This is a genomic window from Pseudomonas sp. NPDC087817, assembly GCF_044742875.1.
Lineage (GTDB): Bacteria > Pseudomonadota > Gammaproteobacteria > Pseudomonadales > Pseudomonadaceae > Aquipseudomonas.
The window spans coordinates 23,203-38,648 of record NZ_JBIUVJ010000050.1 but is presented as its reverse complement, the minus strand read 5'-3'; the positions used below and the strand labels follow the sequence as shown (position 1 = coordinate 38,648).

Genomic DNA, 15,446 nt, shown 5'->3' with positions numbered 1-15,446 from the left:
AGGTAAACGAAGGTCGGTACGGTCTGCATCAGATCGAGTACCGGACGCATCAGCGTGTAGAACAGCGGTTTGTGCGCGGCGACGATGCCCAACGGCACGCCGATGACCACGCAGACCAGGGTCGCGAACATGACCTGGGCGAGGGTTTCCATGGTTTCCTGCCAGTACCCCAGATTGAGGATCAGCAGGAAGGAGGCGATAACGAAAGCGGTCAATCCCCATTTGCGCTGGATCAGATGCGCAATCAGAGCGATGAGGCCGATCAAGACCAGCGGGTTGAACCAGGTCAGCGCAAACGTCACGCCGTGGATCATCGTTTCCAGGGTCACGGCGATTGCGTCGAAGGTGCTGGCGCCGTGTTGCGTCAACCATTCAACGAAGCCCGCGATGTACTGGCCTAAAGGTATTTTCTGATCAATCAGCATGGTAGTGAACGTCCGCATGCAAGGAAATAAACAGCCCGGGGGAGCTGGCTCCCCCGGCATAAGCGATTACTGCAGTTTGGCTTTCACGGCCTCCAGGCCAGGTTTACCGTCAATGGTGGTCACGCCAGCGAGCCAGGTATCGAGCACCTGTGGATTCTTTTTCAGCCAGGCCTTGGCGGCCGCGTCAGGCTTCATCTTGTCGTCGAGGATGTTGCCCATCAGTTCACTTTCCATGTCGACAGTGAACTCCAGATTTTTCAGCAACTGACCGACGTTGCTGCACTCGGTGGCGTAGCCCTTGCGGGTGTTGGTCGCCACGGTTGCAGCACCGAAATCGGGGCCGAAGAAGTCATCGCCACCGGTCAGGTATTGAATCTTGAAGCGCTTGTTCATCGGGTGCGGCGCCCAGCCGAGGAAGACCACGGCGGTGTCGCGTTTCTGCGCGCGGTCAACCTGCGAGAGCATGCCCGCTTCGGAGGATTCGACGACTTTGAAACCGGCGGTTTTCAGGCCGAAGGCGTCTTTGTCGATCATGCTCTGGATCAGACGGTTGCCGTCGTTGCCAGGCTCGATGCCGTAGATCTTGCCGTCGAGTTCTTTCTTGAATTTGGCGATGTCGGCGAAGTCATGCAGACCCTTGTCATACAGGGCTTGCGGCACGGCGAGGGTGTACTTGGCACCCTTGAGGTTGGTGCGCACGGTTTCCACGGTGCCAGCTTCGCGGTAAGCCTTGATGTCGTTCTCCATGGTCGGCATCCAGTTACCGAGGAACACGTCCATGTTCTTGCCGTCGGCCAGCGACTTGTAGGTCACAGGCACGGAGATCATGGTGGTCTTGGTCTTGTAGCCGAGGGCGTTGAGGACAACGGAGGTGGTAGCGGTGGTGGCGGTGATGTCGGTCCAGCCGACATCGGAGAAGTTAACGGTACTGCACTGCGCCGGTTCTGCAGCTTGAGCCAGTAACGGCAGACTCAGCATGGCGGCCAACAACAACGATGGGGAACCTTTCATGGATGGACTCCTTGGTGTTTTTTTTGGCAGTGTTCCGACTGTGGACCACCGCACTTATAGGTTGCGGTTGGATGGCGTTCTGGAGACAGCTCTACCACGGCGCCTTGCAATCGAGTCATAACGATCATGTACCAGTGAAAATCTGACGCCTACAGGGGGCGTCGTATCCAGTACAGGGATGGTCGCATCCAGTGTCAGTGACGTCGCTTACAGCTTTTTTTGGCCCCGTCTGGCCATCTGAACCGCATAAAAACGGCGAAAACCGGGGACGAAAGCGGCACGGCGTTAGTGGGCATGAGTGCGTCGGTGTCAGACGCCGTGCGACCTGACAAAAGCCTGATGATGCGGGCATTCCGGCGGATCGCAGCTTGAGCGTAGCAGCTCCGCCAGCGGGCGCTTATCGCCCCGGATCGGCATCCTCAGGAGCTCTGCAGCAATGGCTATCAGCGTTTTCGACCTGTTCAAAATCGGCATCGGCCCTTCCAGTTCCCACACCGTCGGGCCGATGCGCGCCGCGGCGTTGTTCGTCGAGTCGCTACGGAACAAGCACCTACTGGAACAGGTGCGTCGTATAGAAGTGCAATTGTTCGGATCGTTGTCGGCCACCGGTATCGGTCACGGCAGCGACAACGCGGTGATCATGGGCCTGATGGGCGAGTGGCCGGACGCTATCGACCCGTCGCAGATCGGCCCGCGCATTCAGGCGCTGCGCGAAACTCATACCCTTCTATTGGATGGTCGTTTGTCGGTGCCGTTTGTCTGGGCACGGGACATGCGCCTGATCGACGAGAATCTGCCGTTCCATCCCAATGCGATGACGATTGTTGCCGAGGGTGATCACGGTGAACTGCATCGCGACACCTACTATTCGGTGGGCGGCGGTTTCGTGGTGGATCAGGCGCAGGCGTCCAGTGGCGTGGTCGATCTGGATCGCACCGAGTTGCCTTATGACTTTTCCAGCGCCGTCGAGCTGCTGGAGCTGTGCAAGAAGAACAACCTGCGCGTCGCCGAATTGATGATGGCCAACGAAAAGGTCTGGCGCAGCGAAGAGGAAATCCGCGCCGGGCTGATGAAGCTGTGGCGGGCGATGCAGGACTGCGTCGAGCAGGGCCTCAAGCACGAAGGCATTCTGCCCGGTGGATTGAATGTGCGTCGGCGTGCGGCGAAGTTGCATCGCAGCCTGCAGGAGCTGAACAAGCCCAATGTGATCGGCTCGACGTTGAGTGCGATGGAGTGGGTCAACCTGTTTGCCCTCGCGGTGAATGAAGAGAACGCGGCCGGCGGGCGCATGGTCACGGCGCCGACCAACGGTGCGGCGGGGATCATCCCGGCGGTGTTGCACTACTTTATGAAGTTCAGCGAAGCGGTCACCGACGCCAACGTGGTCGACTATTTCCTCGGTGCGGCGGCGGTGGGCATTCTGTGCAAGAAGAACGCTTCGATCTCGGGTGCCGAAGTCGGCTGCCAGGGCGAGGTCGGTTCGGCCTGCGCGATGGCGGCGGCAGGGCTGGCGGAGATCCTCGGGGCGACGCCGGAGCAACTGTGCAACGCCGCAGAAATCGGTCTGGAACACAATCTCGGCCTGACCTGCGATCCGGTTGGCGGTCTGGTGCAGGTACCGTGCATCGAGCGCAATGCGATTGCCGCCGTGAAGGCGATCAACGCGGCGCAGATGGCGTTGCGTGGGGATGGTCAGCACTTTATCTCGCTGGACCGGGTGATCCGCACCATGCGTGATACCGGTGCCGACATGCATGACAAATATAAAGAGACATCGCGCGGTGGCTTGGCGGTCAGTGCCGTTGAGTGCTGACACATTTTTCTGTGGCGAGGGGATTTATCCCCGATGGGCTGCGAAGCGGCCCCAAATCCTGTAATTGAGTTTTGCCTGACACACCGCGGTGAATGGGTTTACGACTGCTGCGCAGCCGATCGGGGATAAATCCCCTCGCCACAGGATTTATGTTTGATTTGGAAAAATTGGAGCGCCTCAGACCAGTCAAAATTGCTCATCAAGTGAACACTCACGATCAATCACGCCACCTTTTAGCGCGTCGCAATCAGATAAGAGTCTTTCCCACCTGTAACAGGCAATCAGCACACGCTACCGTCCGTCACCCGTGCCTGCGGTGACACTCCGAAACAACCGCGCGCAGGCCCATTCCCACAAGTGCTACCGATTTGCTCACAGGCAACGGAGCAGAGCTCTCACCAACGCTGATGGCACTTCGAAATACCTTTCGTCGGACGTCTCGAATAGACACGTCGCGACGTCGTTTTCAGGAGTTATTGAACGGCCATTCAATTTTAGGCATGGCAATTGCTCTGTCATAACAAAGCCCGTCTCCCGCATGAGCACGCGGCAATAACAAGAGCCTCCGCCTGAGGCCATCACCCGCTTTGTGTGAGGAGATACCGCGATGACGTCGTTCAACTCCGGGGCCCAACCCCAGAACCGTGCGCCTCAATCCATCGGCTTTTTGCTGCTGGACAATTTCACGCTGATTTCCCTGGCCTCTGCGGTAGAACCGCTACGCATGGCCAATCAATTGTCCGGTCGTGAGCTGTATCGCTGGAGCACCCTCACCGTCGATGGCGGCCAAGTGTGGGCCAGTGACGGTCTGCAAATCACTCCCGATGCCTCCATGCACAAAGCCCCGCCCTTGGACACCGTGATTGTTTGCGGCGGGATCGGCATTCAGCGCACGGTTACCCGTGAACACGTCTCGTGGCTGCAAAGCCAGGCGCGCCAGTCCAAGCGCCTCGGCGCCGTGTGCACCGGCAGCTGGGCCCTGGCCTGCGCCGGCCTGCTCGACGGTTTCGATTGCAGCGTGCACTGGGAATGTCTGGCGGCGATGCAGGAAGCTTTCCCGCGCGTTGCGATGAGCACGCGTCTGTTCACCCTCGACCGTAACCGTTTCACCAGCTCCGGCGGCACTGCACCGCTGGACATGATGCTGCACCTGATCAGCCGCGATCACGGCCGTGAACTGTCTGCCGCGATTTCGGAAATGTTTGTCTACGAACGTATCCGCAACGAGCAGGATCACCAGCGCGTGCCGCTCAAGCACATGCTCGGCACCAACCAGCCGAAGTTGCAGGAAATCGTCGCTCTGATGGAAGCCAACCTCGAAGAGCCGATCGACCTCGACGAACTGGCGGTGTACGTCGCCGTATCGCGTCGCCAGCTGGAGCGGCTGTTCCAGAAATACCTGCACTGCTCGCCGTCGCGCTACTACCTCAAGCTGCGCCTGATCCGCGCCCGGCAGTTGCTCAAGCAGACGCCGATGTCGATCATCGAAGTGGCTTCGGTGTGTGGTTTCGTCTCGACGCCGCACTTCTCCAAGTGCTACCGCGAATACTTCGGCATTCCGCCGCGTGACGAACGCGTAGGTTCCAACACCACCCAGCAAGTGGCGATGCTGCCGCTGCCGCAGGCGATTGTGATGTCGCCACTGTCGGGGCCGATGTCGGCGTTGAGTCAGGCGCGTAACGAGTCGACGTTTGCCAGCGTAAGGCTGTAGATCGAGTCGCCCCTATCGCTGGCAAGCCAGCTCCCACAGGATCTGTGCAGTACACAAATGTTGTGTTTGCCCGGATCAATGTGGGAGCTGGCTTGCCAGCGATGGCGGCCTGTCAGGCGCTGTGGGTCTGTTGGTATTGCGCCAATGCCGGCAACAACTGTTTGTCGATCGCCTGACGCACCGCTGGCTGGATGCTGGCGCCGCTGGTGTACATATCCTTGACCATCTTGCGCAGTTCAAATGCGCGCACATTATCCAGACCGCGCACTGCACACTCGCAGGCCTGCTCCGCTGTGGAGCCACTCGGTACCTGAAAACCCAATGCCTTGAGCTGTCCCAACAGGTCTTCCTGATCGATCAAATCGGCATACATCATGACGCGCATCCTTCTTCGGCAACGGAGGTCGTGGCTCGATTCTGGTAGGCATGGGAAGGGACGGCAAGGGCGATTTGTCGCAGTGGCCGCGACGGCTATGAACAGGTCGTTTTCGGCTAACTCGTCGCTGAGGGGAGTGGGCACACTGAACTCAGCTTGCAACACGAAGGTTTGGTCACCCTCGCACGGCAGCTCCTCAACAGTAGCTTCTGCCCCGATCCTGTCACGGCTTGTATCGGGGCTTTTTTTGACTGTGAATCAGAGAAGTCCGGATTGTTTTTTGCTGACGCCATCGCTGGCAAGCCAGCTCCCACAGGTTTTGGGTCTGATCAATTATTTGTTTTCGACGCCGAACCCTGTGGGAGCGAGCCTGCCCGCGATGAACGATGACGCGGTCTAGCGTTGCAACACCAGAATCCGCGACAACAACTCATCCCGATCGATGTAGCACCCCTGGAAATGCCGCGCCCCGGTCGCCGGATCAAACGCATTGCGCGCATGCAAGGTGCGGCGGTTATCGAAGCACCACAGCTCCCCCGGATTGAGCCGCTGCATCAGCCGAAACCGTGGCTCGCGGGTCATCGCGATCAAGCGTCGATAGGCGCGATAGAGCAACGGCATCTGCTCCACCGACCTATCGAACGCTCCGCGCAGAAAATTCGCCATGCGAATTTCCGCCACACGTCCCAATGCATCCAGCGCGATGATCGGCGCGAGACACCGATAGTCGCTATGGCGATCCTTGTTGCGAAACTCCACGGGGATTTCGCACAGCGCCTGAAACGATGCCGGGTCTTCGCTGTGCAATGCCTCGGCAATCGCAAATCCATCAACAAAAATACTCTCGCCACCCTCGGCGTCATTCACCAGACAATGCAGAAATTGCAGCCCCGGTTGCAGCTCGCGGGTGGGCAGATCCGTGTGCAGCGGCAGATTGAAAGCGGTGTAGGCGTTACTGTCGGCGTCGGCTTTGGATTGCACGTTGAACAGCACGCCGAAATTGCTTTCGCGAATGAAGGAAATGCGCTGCGCGATCTGCTTCAGCGAACCTGGTTCGGTGGGTACACCGCGCACCTGGGTCAGGCCGATGTCGCGTACAGCGATCAACCATTGCAGCAACGCGGCGTTGTCGTTCATCAGCGCCGAATATTCGAACACCGGCAACTGCAAGTCGTTGTGCCACAGGTACGCCTTGGGCTTGGCGGCCAGACGTTCGGCGCGAGATTCGTCGTCGTAGGCATGCGCACGCAACCAGCCTGGATCGAAACGACTGAGGTGGCCGTCCTGCCAGTCGATGCGCAGGCAGCCGTCGGTGTCGATGTGCGCGGCGACAGGCTTGAGATCTTCAGCGGCATCGACAATTTCGAAGACCTGTTCACGGGTGACGCTATAGACGCAGTGCTGACACGGGCAGTTGTCCCGCAGCCAGACGTGGTGAAACGGGCTGACGCGCCCGTCGGCCCATTCAATTGCAATGCGATCCGCCAGACTCTGCACGCCGCTCAGCGCGCTGATCAACGGATAAGTACGGAAATCGGCAACAGCGGCAGCGGTGTGCATGGCGGCTCCTTGTGATCGATGAATTTACCGGGCGGGTGGCAGGGCAATGACGCGGCCGATGTAGGTGGGAGAGGGCAGGTCTTGCTGCTCGGCGACGATGCTTTGCAGATGGCTCAAGGTGTCCGTGCTGAAAGGCGTCGAGCGTGGGCCAGAGAGGTCAACGTGCAACAGCATCTGTTCGTTGCCCGCCAGTTCCTGATCCTCTCCAGCCTTGTGCAGGCTGTGATAGAGGTGCAGGCGTTTGCTGTCGTGGCCGATGATTTGCGTGCGCACTTCGACGTCGGTATCGAGCTTCACTTCGTGCAGGTAGTTGAGGTGCAGTTCAAGGGTGAACAGCGAATTGCCGCTGGCTTCGCGGTTGTTGCTGTCCATGCCGAGGCGATCCATCAGAGCGTCGGTGGCGTAGCTGAAGATCAGCAGGTAGAAGGCGTCGCGCAGGTGGCCGTTGTAGTCGACCCATTCGGGGATGATGCGGGTTTGGTAGGTGGTGAGGGTGGGCATGATTGGGTTCCGGCAGTCAGGTGGTCTTCAAGATCAAAAGCTACCCCCCCCTCACCCCAGCCCTCTCCCCCAGGGGGGAGAGGGGGAAAGGGAGCCGATCGGGGGCCTTTCAATATTGGAGTTCGGCTCGGTGGTGCAGGTCGGCGTAGTTCGCATGAACAACGCGGTCAGTCCCCTCTACCCCTGAGAGAGGGCTAGGGTGAGGGCAACGGTTTGAAGCGAACGCATTACTCGCTGAAACTCATGCCATGCTTTTCCTTGGTGGTCTTCACCGCCTCAAGCACCGCCAGCAAACAATCATCACGATAGCGCTCCAGCGCCGAAATGCTGTGGCGGCCAAGCTGCTCACTGGTGCCATCCACCACATCATCGATCAACTTGTCCGTCAGCTCGGGCGCCGGCAGATACGTCCACGGCAACTGCAAGGCCGGACCGAATTGCGACATGAAGTGGCGCATACCGGCATCACCACCGGCCAGCGTGTAAGTCAGAAACGTGCCCATGAACGACCAGCGCAAACCGGCGCCAAAGCGGATCGCATCGTCGATTTCACCGGTAGTCGCCACGCCGTCGTTGACCAGATGCAGCGCCTCACGCCACAGCGCTTCGAGCAAACGGTCGGCGATGAAACCGGGCACTTCCTTGCGTACGTGCAACGGGCGCATGCCGAGGGATTCGTAGACTTTCATCGCTGCCTGAATAGCTTCCGGCGCGGTGTTCTTGCCACCCACGACTTCGACCAATGGCAGCAGATAAACCGGGTTGAACGGGTGACCGACCACGCAGCGCTCTGGATGCGTCGAACTCTCGTAGAACTCGCTCGGCAGCAGACCCGAAGTGCTCGAACCAATCAGCGCATCGGCCTTGGCCGCCGCGCTGATTTTGCTGTGCAGATCGAGTTTCAGCTCCAGTCGTTCCGGGGCGCTTTCCTGAATGAAATCGGCATCACAGACGCACTCTTCGATGGTCGCGACAAAACGCAGACGATCCTGCGAGGCGCCGGGCGCCAGACCGTTTTTCTCCAGCGCACCCCAGGCATTGGCTACGCGTTTGCGCAGTGCCGCTTCAGCGCCGGGCGCCGGATCCCAGGCCACCACGTCGAGGCCATGGGCGAGGGCACGGGCCACCCAGCCGCTGCCGATGACACCGCTGCCCAGTGCGGCGAAGGTTTTGATGTTGGTGATAAAGCTCATGGCGAATTCCTGAAAATATTCGGTGATCCCGTGTGAAACCGGTTCTTGTGGCGAGGGGATTTATCCCCGTTGGGTCGCGCAGCGGCCCCAAGAATTTTGCGACTGCTGCGCAGCCGAACGGGGATAAATCCCCTCGCCACAATTCCGGTTCCCAAAGGGAATAGATGTAGGGTTAACCGCGCTGGGTCAGGCCCATTTTCTTGCGACCTTCCGCCGGGGTCAGTACCCGGGCGCCCAAGCGGCTGAGGATCTCGGTGGCGCGTTCGACCAGTTGGCCGTTGGTTGCCAGCACGCCCTTGTCCAGCCACAGGTTGTCTTCCAGCCCGACCCGCACGTTGCCGCCGAGCAGGACTGCTTGCGCGGCCATCGGCATCTGCATGCGGCCAATGCCGAACCCGGCCCACACCGCGTCGGCGGGCAGGTTGTCGACCATGGCTTTCATGGTGGTTGTGTCGGCCGGCGCGCCCCACGGGATGCCCAGGCACAGCTGGAACAGCGGGTTATCGAGCAGGCCTTCCTTGATCATCTGCTTGGCGAACCACAGGTGGCCGGTGTCGAAAATTTCCAGCTCGGCTTTTACGCCCAGCTCGGTGATGCGCTTGGCGCCGGCGCGCAATTGCGCCGGGGTGGAGACGTAAATGGTGTCGCCATCGCCGAAATTCAGCGTGCCGCAATCGAGAGTGCAGATTTCCGGCAGCAGTTGTTCAACATGGGTCAGGCGGGTCAGCGGGCCGACCAAGTCGGTGTTCGGGCCGAACTCCATCGGGTGCTCGCCGGCACCGATCTCCAGGTCGCCACCCATGCCGGCGGTGAGGTTGACGATGATGTCGACGTCCGCCTCGCGGATGCGCTCCATCACTTCGCGGTACAGCGCCACGTCGCGGCTGAACTTGCCGGTCTGCGGATCGCGCACATGGCAGTGCACGACGGTAGCGCCAGCCTTGGCTGCTTCCACGGCGGCAGCGGCGATTTGTTTCGGGGTGACCGGCACGTGCGGGCTCTTGGCGGTCGTGTCGCCAGCACCGGTGAGTGCGCAGGTGATGATGACGTCGTGGTTCATGGTGCGGATTCCTTCAGGCGTGATGGGTCTGTCCGCAGCCCTTTTCGGGGCTGCGAAGCTTCGGTAAGTCCCCTCTCCCTATGGGAGAGGGTTAGGGTGAGGGGCCTTTAAATGAGAGGGTTATTTGCTGGTCAGTTGCAGGTTCTCTGCGGCCGGTTTGCCATCGAAGGTGGTCACGCCGTCGAGCCAGCGCTGCTTGTCTTCCGGGTGATCCTTGAGCCATTGCTTGGCCGACTCAAAGGCGTCCTTGTGATCAAGCAGCGGCTGCATCATCCGGCTCTCGTCTTCGGCGGTGAACGTCAGGTTGCTCAGCAGGCGGCCGACGTTCGGGCACTGTTCGGCGTATTTCGGCGCAGTGACCGTCCACACCGTGGCCATGCCTTCGTTCGGGCCAAGGGCGTCATCGCTGCCGGTGAGGTAGGTCATTTTTACGTTGACGTTCATCGGGTGCGGCGCCCAGCCGAAGAACACCACGGCCTCCTTGCGGCGCACGGCGCGATCAACGGCGGCGAGCATCCCGGCTTCGCTGGATTCAACCAGCTGGAATTTGCCGAGGCCGAACTGGTTCTTGCTGATCATCGCCTTGATCTGCGTGTTGGCGCCCGAGCCCGGCTCGATGCCGTAGATCTTGCCGCCCAGTTCTTTTTCGAACTTGGCGATGTCGGCGAAGGTTTTCAGGCCCTTGTCGGCCAGATAGGTCGGCACGGCGAGGGTGGCGCGGGCGTCTTTCAGGCTCGGTGCTTCGAGGACTTTGACCTGATTGGCGTCGACGAACGGGGTGATGGTCTGGGTCATCAGCGGGTTCCAGTAGCCGAGGAACAGGTCCAGCCGCTGGTCACGGATACCGGCGAAGATGATTTGCTGGGACGCGCTGGTTTGTTTGGTGTTGTAGCCGAGGCCGTCGAGCAGGACCTGGGTCATGGCACTGGTGGCGATCACGTCGGTCCAGTTGACCACGCCCATGCGTACGTTCTGGCAAGACGCGGGTTCGGCCGCCATGACGCTGGCGCTCAAGAAAGCGGTACCGCTGAGTGCAAGAACACAGCTGCTGATCAGTCGTTTCATGTCGGGTTCCTCGGCAGGTCGTTTATTGTGGTTCCCGGCGTCTGATGCGCCGGTGATGCAAAGTTACGCAGCTGTGTGCCTTTGAAAGCGCACTGCGGCGACTGGCATTTGCACTGTAGCGACCTGTGCTCTTGAATGCCGAAGACAACTGGCGTATCAACATTCCACGCTACCCGCCAACCGAGTGCGCCCATGTCCCAGGACTTCTACTTCTTGCTGATGCCGGGGTTCTCCGCCATTGGCTTTATCTCTGCGATTGAACCGCTGCGCGTGGCCAACCGTTTTCGTGGCGAGTTGTACCGCTGGCATGTGCTCAGTGCCGATGGCGGGCCGGTGCTCGCGAGCAATGGCATGTCGGTCAACGCCGATGCGGCGCTGGAACCTTTGAAGAAAGGTGCGACGCTGTTGGTGGTGGCCGGGTTCGAACCGCTGAAGTGCGCCACGCCGACGCTGGAACATTGGCTGCGGCGGCTGGATAACGAAGGCGTCACCCTCGGCGCCATCGATACCGGTAGTTTCGTGCTCGCCGAGGCCGGTTTGCTCGATGGCCATCGCCTGACCCTGCACTGGGAAGCCATCGATGCCTTCAAGGAATCTTATCCACAGCTCAGCGTGACCCAGGAACTGTTCGAGATTGACCGCCGGCGCATCACCTCGGCCGGCGGTACCGCCTCCATCGATTTGATGCTCGACCTGATCGCCCAGGCCCACGGCCCGCAACTGGCGATTCAGGTCAGCGAGCAGTTCGTATTGGGACGGATCCGCCCGCGCAAGGACCACCAGCGCATGGAAGTCGCCACGCGCTACGGCATCAGCAACAAGAAGCTGGTGCAGGTGATTGGCGAGATGGAACAACACAGCGAACCACCGTTGACCACGCTGCAACTGGCGGAATCGATCAAGGTGACGCGGCGGCAGCTTGAGCGTTTGTTTCGGCTACATCTGAACGACACGCCGAGCAATTTCTATCTACGCCTGAGGTTGGAAAAGGCCCGGCAGCTGTTGCGTCAGACCGACATGAGTGTGCTGGAAGTCAGCATCGCCTGCGGCTTTGAATCGCCGTCGTACTTCACTCGCAGCTATCGGGCGAAGTTTGCACGGTGCCCCCGGGAAGACCGGCGTACCGCCCAGGCCTGAACGGTTTCAGCAACGCCATAGAACCCTGTGGGAGCGGGCTTGCCCGCGATGAGGCCAGCACATCCAACATTGTTATTGCCTGACACACCGCCATCGCGGGCAAGCCCGCTCCCACAGGTTCCAATGTGATGTCGGGAATCGGGTTATTTCTTCACCAACGCCGAACACGCCGCCTTGTAAGCCTCATGCTGATACTTGTTCAGCGTCCCCGGCAGTTCGAAATTGTGCTTCTTCGCCTGCGCATTGATCGTCTGCGGCGACAACAACGTCACCTCACACCCATCCAGCAACTGAAACACCCCCTCAATCTTGAACGTCGTCGGCCCACCGGCAAACTCACCCTTCTTGCTGCGTTTCTTGATCGCAATCCGGTCAATCGAGTTCTCACGGACAAACGAAGCAACCTGCGCCGCGAAGCGCTTGACGTTAGCCGCCTCGTCGTCATCGTCGAGGGCGATTTTCTTGGTGCTGAAGGCGACGTGGCTCAGGTTCGAACCGTCGAGAGCGGCCACGGCGATGATCGCTTCGCTGCCTTTGATTTCGATGCCGCAGATGTTCATGGGAAATCCTTTGAATGGAGAGGGCGGTTTACAGCTCAAGTTGATTAGCCGTGATGCCGAACGCTGCTGCAATTTTCTCGCGAGTGGCCTTGCGTGGTTTGGCAACCGTTTCCTGTTGAGCGAACGCCGGCTGTGAAATACCTAGACGCATCGCCACTTCTTCCTGTGTCAGATTCAGGTGCTCGCGCCAGGCACGGATCGGTGTCGCCCCGTCGACCATGCGACTGACCACATCATGGGGAATCAGATCAGGCTGCATTTTTTGCGCAACGTACTGCGCATAGGGAATGACCACGAAGGCCGGTTTGCCCTCCGCATCATTGATGATTTGGATGTCAGTAGGTGCGTTCATCGCGTTTCTTTACCTCTTGAATACTGACCACTTTGATTGCGCCATCCCAGTCGAACATGACTCGATAATTGCCGACGCGCAGGCGGTAGGCGTAGTCATGGCCAATCAGTGCTTTGACATTGCCAACATCAGGCATTTCGGCAAGTGCCTTAACGGCATCGCGAACCTGCCCCTGATGTGCGGTGTGCAATTTCAAGAGTTGCTTAACGGCCTTTCGTGTCCAGTGGATGCTGTTCATTGAAGAATATAAGTCTTTTATAAGATTCGCGAATCTTTACTTATATTTTCAAGGCGACCAATCAAGAACAGTTGTCAGCATATTGCGTGAAGGGCCCGTACATCGGGACGTTCACGCAATAGGTGTAGGCAAAATCGGCATGTCCCGTAAGAAGAGGAGATTCACGCGGCGAAAGCAGAAAGCGGTTCCAATTTTCTTCGGAGTTTAAGGACTATTCCTGCCCAATCGACTCCAAAAACTCCGACCGTTCATCACTCATCCGCGCCACGCAGTCATTCTGCGCAATCTTGAACGCCTTGCTGCCTTCGGTGGCCGGGAATGCTTCCACGGCGCAATCGGCATCCCGCGTCTTCAGCCACTGCTGCTGAGCCGTCTTCAGTTTGGCGGTGATATCTGCCAGTTGCGTCGGGTTCTTGCCGTACGCCGTCTGCATGCGTTCGTTGAGGCTGGCGTAGTTGTCCTTGAGCAGGTCTTCGGCGGTGGTGCGGCTGTAGGTCGAGCATTCCAGGGTCTGGACGTCGTTTTCCACCGCGTCGCACGGGTTGTTGTCGGTCTCTTCGGCGGCGTGTACGCCGGTCGCAATCAGTGCCAGGGCCAGGAAGATCGATTTCATGGTTGTCGCCGCTCTAATCCAGTGGTGTATCCAAGATGCGCCAGATTCTGGCTCAAGCTGGCGGGCTTGAACAGGTAGCTGATCGGAGCGCCTGGCGACCCTTTGTCGCGGATTGACGCTTTCGGCAATTCCCCTGTCGTTTTTGCACCCGGTCGCCCCGGCACCGAGGCATATGCTGGCCCCAAAGCGCCGGCAGACGATTCGGCGCATGAATCGCCAATAAGGGGACGCCTGATGAGCCCAGCCGAATTACACGCCGACAGCATCGTTATCGACGGTCTGATCATTGCCAAATGGAACCGCGAGCTGTTCGAAGACATGCGCAAGGGCGGTCTGACGGCGGCCAACTGCACCGTGTCGGTGTGGGAAGGCTTTCAGGCGACCGTGAACAACATCGCTGCCAGCCAGAAGCTGATCCGCGAGAACAGCGACCTGGTGATGCCGGTGCGCACCACCGTCGACATCCGTCGCGCCAAGGAGCAGGGCAAGACCGGCATCCTCTTCGGCTTCCAGAACGCCCACGCGTTTGAAGACCAGATCGGCTATGTCGAGGTGTTCAAGCAGCTCGGCGTCGGCATCGTGCAGATGTGCTACAACACCCAGAACCTGGTCGGCACCGGTTGCTACGAGCGCGACGGCGGCCTGTCGGGCTTCGGTCGCGAGATCGTTGCCGAGATGAACCGCGTCGGCGTCATGTGCGACCTGTCCCACGTCGGCTCGAAGACCTCCGAAGAAGTCATCCTCGAATCGAAAAAACCGGTCTGCTATTCCCACTGCCTGCCGTCGGGGCTCAAGGAGCACCCGCGCAACAAGTCCGATGCAGAACTGAAGTTCATTGCTGATCACGGCGGTTTTGTCGGCGTGACCATGTTTGCGCCGTTCCTGGCCAAGGGCATCGATTCGACCATCGACGACTACGCCGAAGCCATCGAGTACACCATGAACATCGTCGGCGAAGACGCCATCGGCATCGGCACCGACTTCACCCAGGGCCATGGACAGGACTTCTTCGAATACCTGACCCACGACAAGGGCTACGCCCGCCGCCTGACCAGCTTCGGCAAGATCATCAACCCGCTGGGCATCCGCACCGTCGGCGAGTTCCCGAACCTGACCGAAACCCTGCTCAAGCGCGGCCACTCCGAGCGCGTCGTGCGCAAGATCATGGGCGAGAACTGGGTCAACGTCTTGAAAGATGTTTGGGGCGAATAAGCCACCGCACTTCTGAATCCTTTCCCCCGGCCGTCCGCGCCGGGGGTAACAAACCAAATTTTCTGGAGTTAAGTTTCCATGGCCAAGATCGCCCCGCAATTGCCAATCGAAGTCGACAGCGAAACCGGTGTCTGGACCTCCGACGCCCTGCCGATGCTCTACGTGCCGCGCCACTTTTTCGTCAACAACCACATGGGCATCGAAGAGGTTTTGGGCGCTGAAGCCTATGCCGAAATCCTCTACAAGGCCGGCTACAAATCCGCCTGGCACTGGTGTGAAAAAGAAGCCGAATGCCACGGCCTGGAAGGCGTCGCGGTGTTCGAGCACTACATGAAGCGCTTGTCGCAACGCGGCTGGGGCCTATTCAAGATTCAGGACATCGACCTCGACAAAGGCACCGCCAGCGTCAAGCTCGAACACTCGGCGTTCGTCTACGTCTACGGCAAGGTCGGGCGCAAGGTCGACTACATGTTCACCGGCTGGTTTGCCGGGGCCATGGATCAGATTCTTGAAGCGCGCGGCAGCAAGATTCGCACGGTTGCCGAGCAAGTCTACGGTGGCTCCGAAGAAGGCCACGACGACGGCCTGTTCACCGTCAAGCCGTTGTAAGTCGAGGAAC

General features: G+C 59.5%; 16 protein-coding genes and 1 pseudogene. 5 read left to right on the top strand and 12 right to left on the bottom strand.

Features of this window, described 5'->3' with window-relative positions; translation table 11 throughout:
* A pseudogene (locus ACIONG_RS23425) lies at positions 1–425 on the bottom strand (choline ABC transporter permease subunit); the annotation flags it as partial.
* A 66-nt stretch (positions 426–491) separates the two neighbouring features.
* Positions 492–1,436, bottom strand: coding sequence for a choline ABC transporter substrate-binding protein (locus ACIONG_RS23420; RefSeq protein WP_315448265.1), 945 nt, complete (start codon positions 1,434–1,436; stop codon positions 492–494).
* 436 nt (positions 1,437–1,872) lie between these two features.
* On the opposite strand from ACIONG_RS23420, the gene ACIONG_RS23415 reads away from it, so the two are divergent.
* Together ACIONG_RS23415 and ACIONG_RS23410 are read left to right on the top strand one after the other, a co-directional pair.
* Positions 1,873–3,249, top strand: a complete 1,377-nt coding sequence (locus ACIONG_RS23415) for an L-serine ammonia-lyase (protein ID WP_315448263.1) — start codon at positions 1,873–1,875, stop codon at positions 3,247–3,249.
* Positions 3,250–3,856: 607 nt separating this feature from the next.
* Positions 3,857–4,960, top strand: coding sequence for a GlxA family transcriptional regulator (locus ACIONG_RS23410; RefSeq protein ID WP_007949927.1), 1,104 nt, complete (start codon positions 3,857–3,859; stop codon positions 4,958–4,960).
* 112 nt (positions 4,961–5,072) lie between these two features.
* On the opposite strand, the gene ACIONG_RS23405 is transcribed toward ACIONG_RS23410, so the two are convergent.
* From ACIONG_RS23405 to ACIONG_RS23380, 6 genes are all read right to left on the bottom strand, one after another.
* Positions 5,073–5,336 (bottom strand): hypothetical protein, encoded by a 264-nt coding sequence (locus ACIONG_RS23405; RefSeq protein ID WP_103304375.1) that lies wholly within the window; start codon positions 5,334–5,336, stop codon positions 5,073–5,075.
* Between the two features lie 396 nt (positions 5,337–5,732).
* On the bottom strand, positions 5,733–6,896 hold the full coding sequence (locus ACIONG_RS23400) for a gamma-butyrobetaine dioxygenase (RefSeq protein WP_401302990.1): 1,164 nt from the start codon (positions 6,894–6,896) through the stop codon (positions 5,733–5,735).
* 24 nt (positions 6,897–6,920) lie between these two features.
* Positions 6,921–7,397, bottom strand: coding sequence for a thioesterase family protein (locus tag ACIONG_RS23395; protein ID WP_213026801.1), 477 nt, complete (start codon positions 7,395–7,397; stop codon positions 6,921–6,923).
* A 227-nt stretch (positions 7,398–7,624) separates the two neighbouring features.
* Positions 7,625–8,590 (bottom strand): L-carnitine dehydrogenase, encoded by a 966-nt coding sequence (locus tag ACIONG_RS23390; protein WP_401302987.1) that lies wholly within the window; start codon positions 8,588–8,590, stop codon positions 7,625–7,627.
* A 172-nt stretch (positions 8,591–8,762) separates the two neighbouring features.
* Complete coding sequence (locus ACIONG_RS23385; RefSeq protein WP_401302985.1) at positions 8,763–9,650, bottom strand: 3-keto-5-aminohexanoate cleavage protein; 888 nt, start codon at positions 9,648–9,650, stop codon at positions 8,763–8,765.
* A gap of 120 nt (positions 9,651–9,770) precedes the next feature.
* On the bottom strand, positions 9,771–10,715 hold the full coding sequence (locus ACIONG_RS23380; RefSeq protein WP_213026798.1) for a choline ABC transporter substrate-binding protein: 945 nt from the start codon (positions 10,713–10,715) through the stop codon (positions 9,771–9,773).
* Positions 10,716–10,907: 192 nt separating this feature from the next.
* Between ACIONG_RS23380 and ACIONG_RS23375 the strand changes: the two genes are divergently transcribed.
* Positions 10,908–11,852: a GlxA family transcriptional regulator gene (locus tag ACIONG_RS23375; protein ID WP_401302983.1), complete on the top strand. Its 945-nt coding sequence runs from the start codon at positions 10,908–10,910 to the stop codon at positions 11,850–11,852.
* 143 nt (positions 11,853–11,995) lie between these two features.
* Here ACIONG_RS23375 and ACIONG_RS23370 read toward each other — a convergent pair whose 3' ends face one another.
* The 4 genes from ACIONG_RS23370 to ACIONG_RS23355 all read right to left on the bottom strand — a co-directional run bounded on the left by ACIONG_RS23370 (position 11,996) and on the right by ACIONG_RS23355 (position 13,615).
* Positions 11,996–12,412 (bottom strand): DUF3010 family protein, encoded by a 417-nt coding sequence (locus ACIONG_RS23370; protein ID WP_401302981.1) that lies wholly within the window; start codon positions 12,410–12,412, stop codon positions 11,996–11,998.
* 28 nt (positions 12,413–12,440) lie between these two features.
* The gene (locus ACIONG_RS23365; protein WP_401302979.1) at positions 12,441–12,764 is read right to left on the bottom strand and encodes a helix-turn-helix domain-containing protein; all 324 of its coding nucleotides are present in this window, start codon (positions 12,762–12,764) and stop codon (positions 12,441–12,443) included.
* Positions 12,748–13,002, bottom strand: coding sequence for a type II toxin-antitoxin system RelE/ParE family toxin (locus ACIONG_RS23360; protein WP_123532456.1), 255 nt, complete (start codon positions 13,000–13,002; stop codon positions 12,748–12,750). The genes ACIONG_RS23365 and ACIONG_RS23360 overlap by 17 nt, the downstream gene beginning before the upstream one ends.
* Before the next feature lie 211 nt (positions 13,003–13,213).
* Positions 13,214–13,615, bottom strand: a complete 402-nt coding sequence (locus ACIONG_RS23355; protein WP_401302976.1) for a lysozyme inhibitor LprI family protein — start codon at positions 13,613–13,615, stop codon at positions 13,214–13,216.
* Positions 13,616–13,849: 234 nt separating this feature from the next.
* Between ACIONG_RS23355 and ACIONG_RS23350 the strand changes: the two genes are divergently transcribed.
* Together ACIONG_RS23350 and ACIONG_RS23345 are read left to right on the top strand one after the other, a co-directional pair.
* Complete coding sequence (locus ACIONG_RS23350) at positions 13,850–14,827, top strand: dipeptidase (RefSeq protein ID WP_103304484.1); 978 nt, start codon at positions 13,850–13,852, stop codon at positions 14,825–14,827.
* Positions 14,828–14,905: 78 nt separating this feature from the next.
* A complete protein-coding gene (locus ACIONG_RS23345; RefSeq protein ID WP_008083165.1) occupies positions 14,906–15,436 on the top strand; it encodes a DUF5943 domain-containing protein in 531 nt (176 codons plus the stop codon).
* The last annotated feature ends 10 nt before the right edge of the window (positions 15,437–15,446 follow it).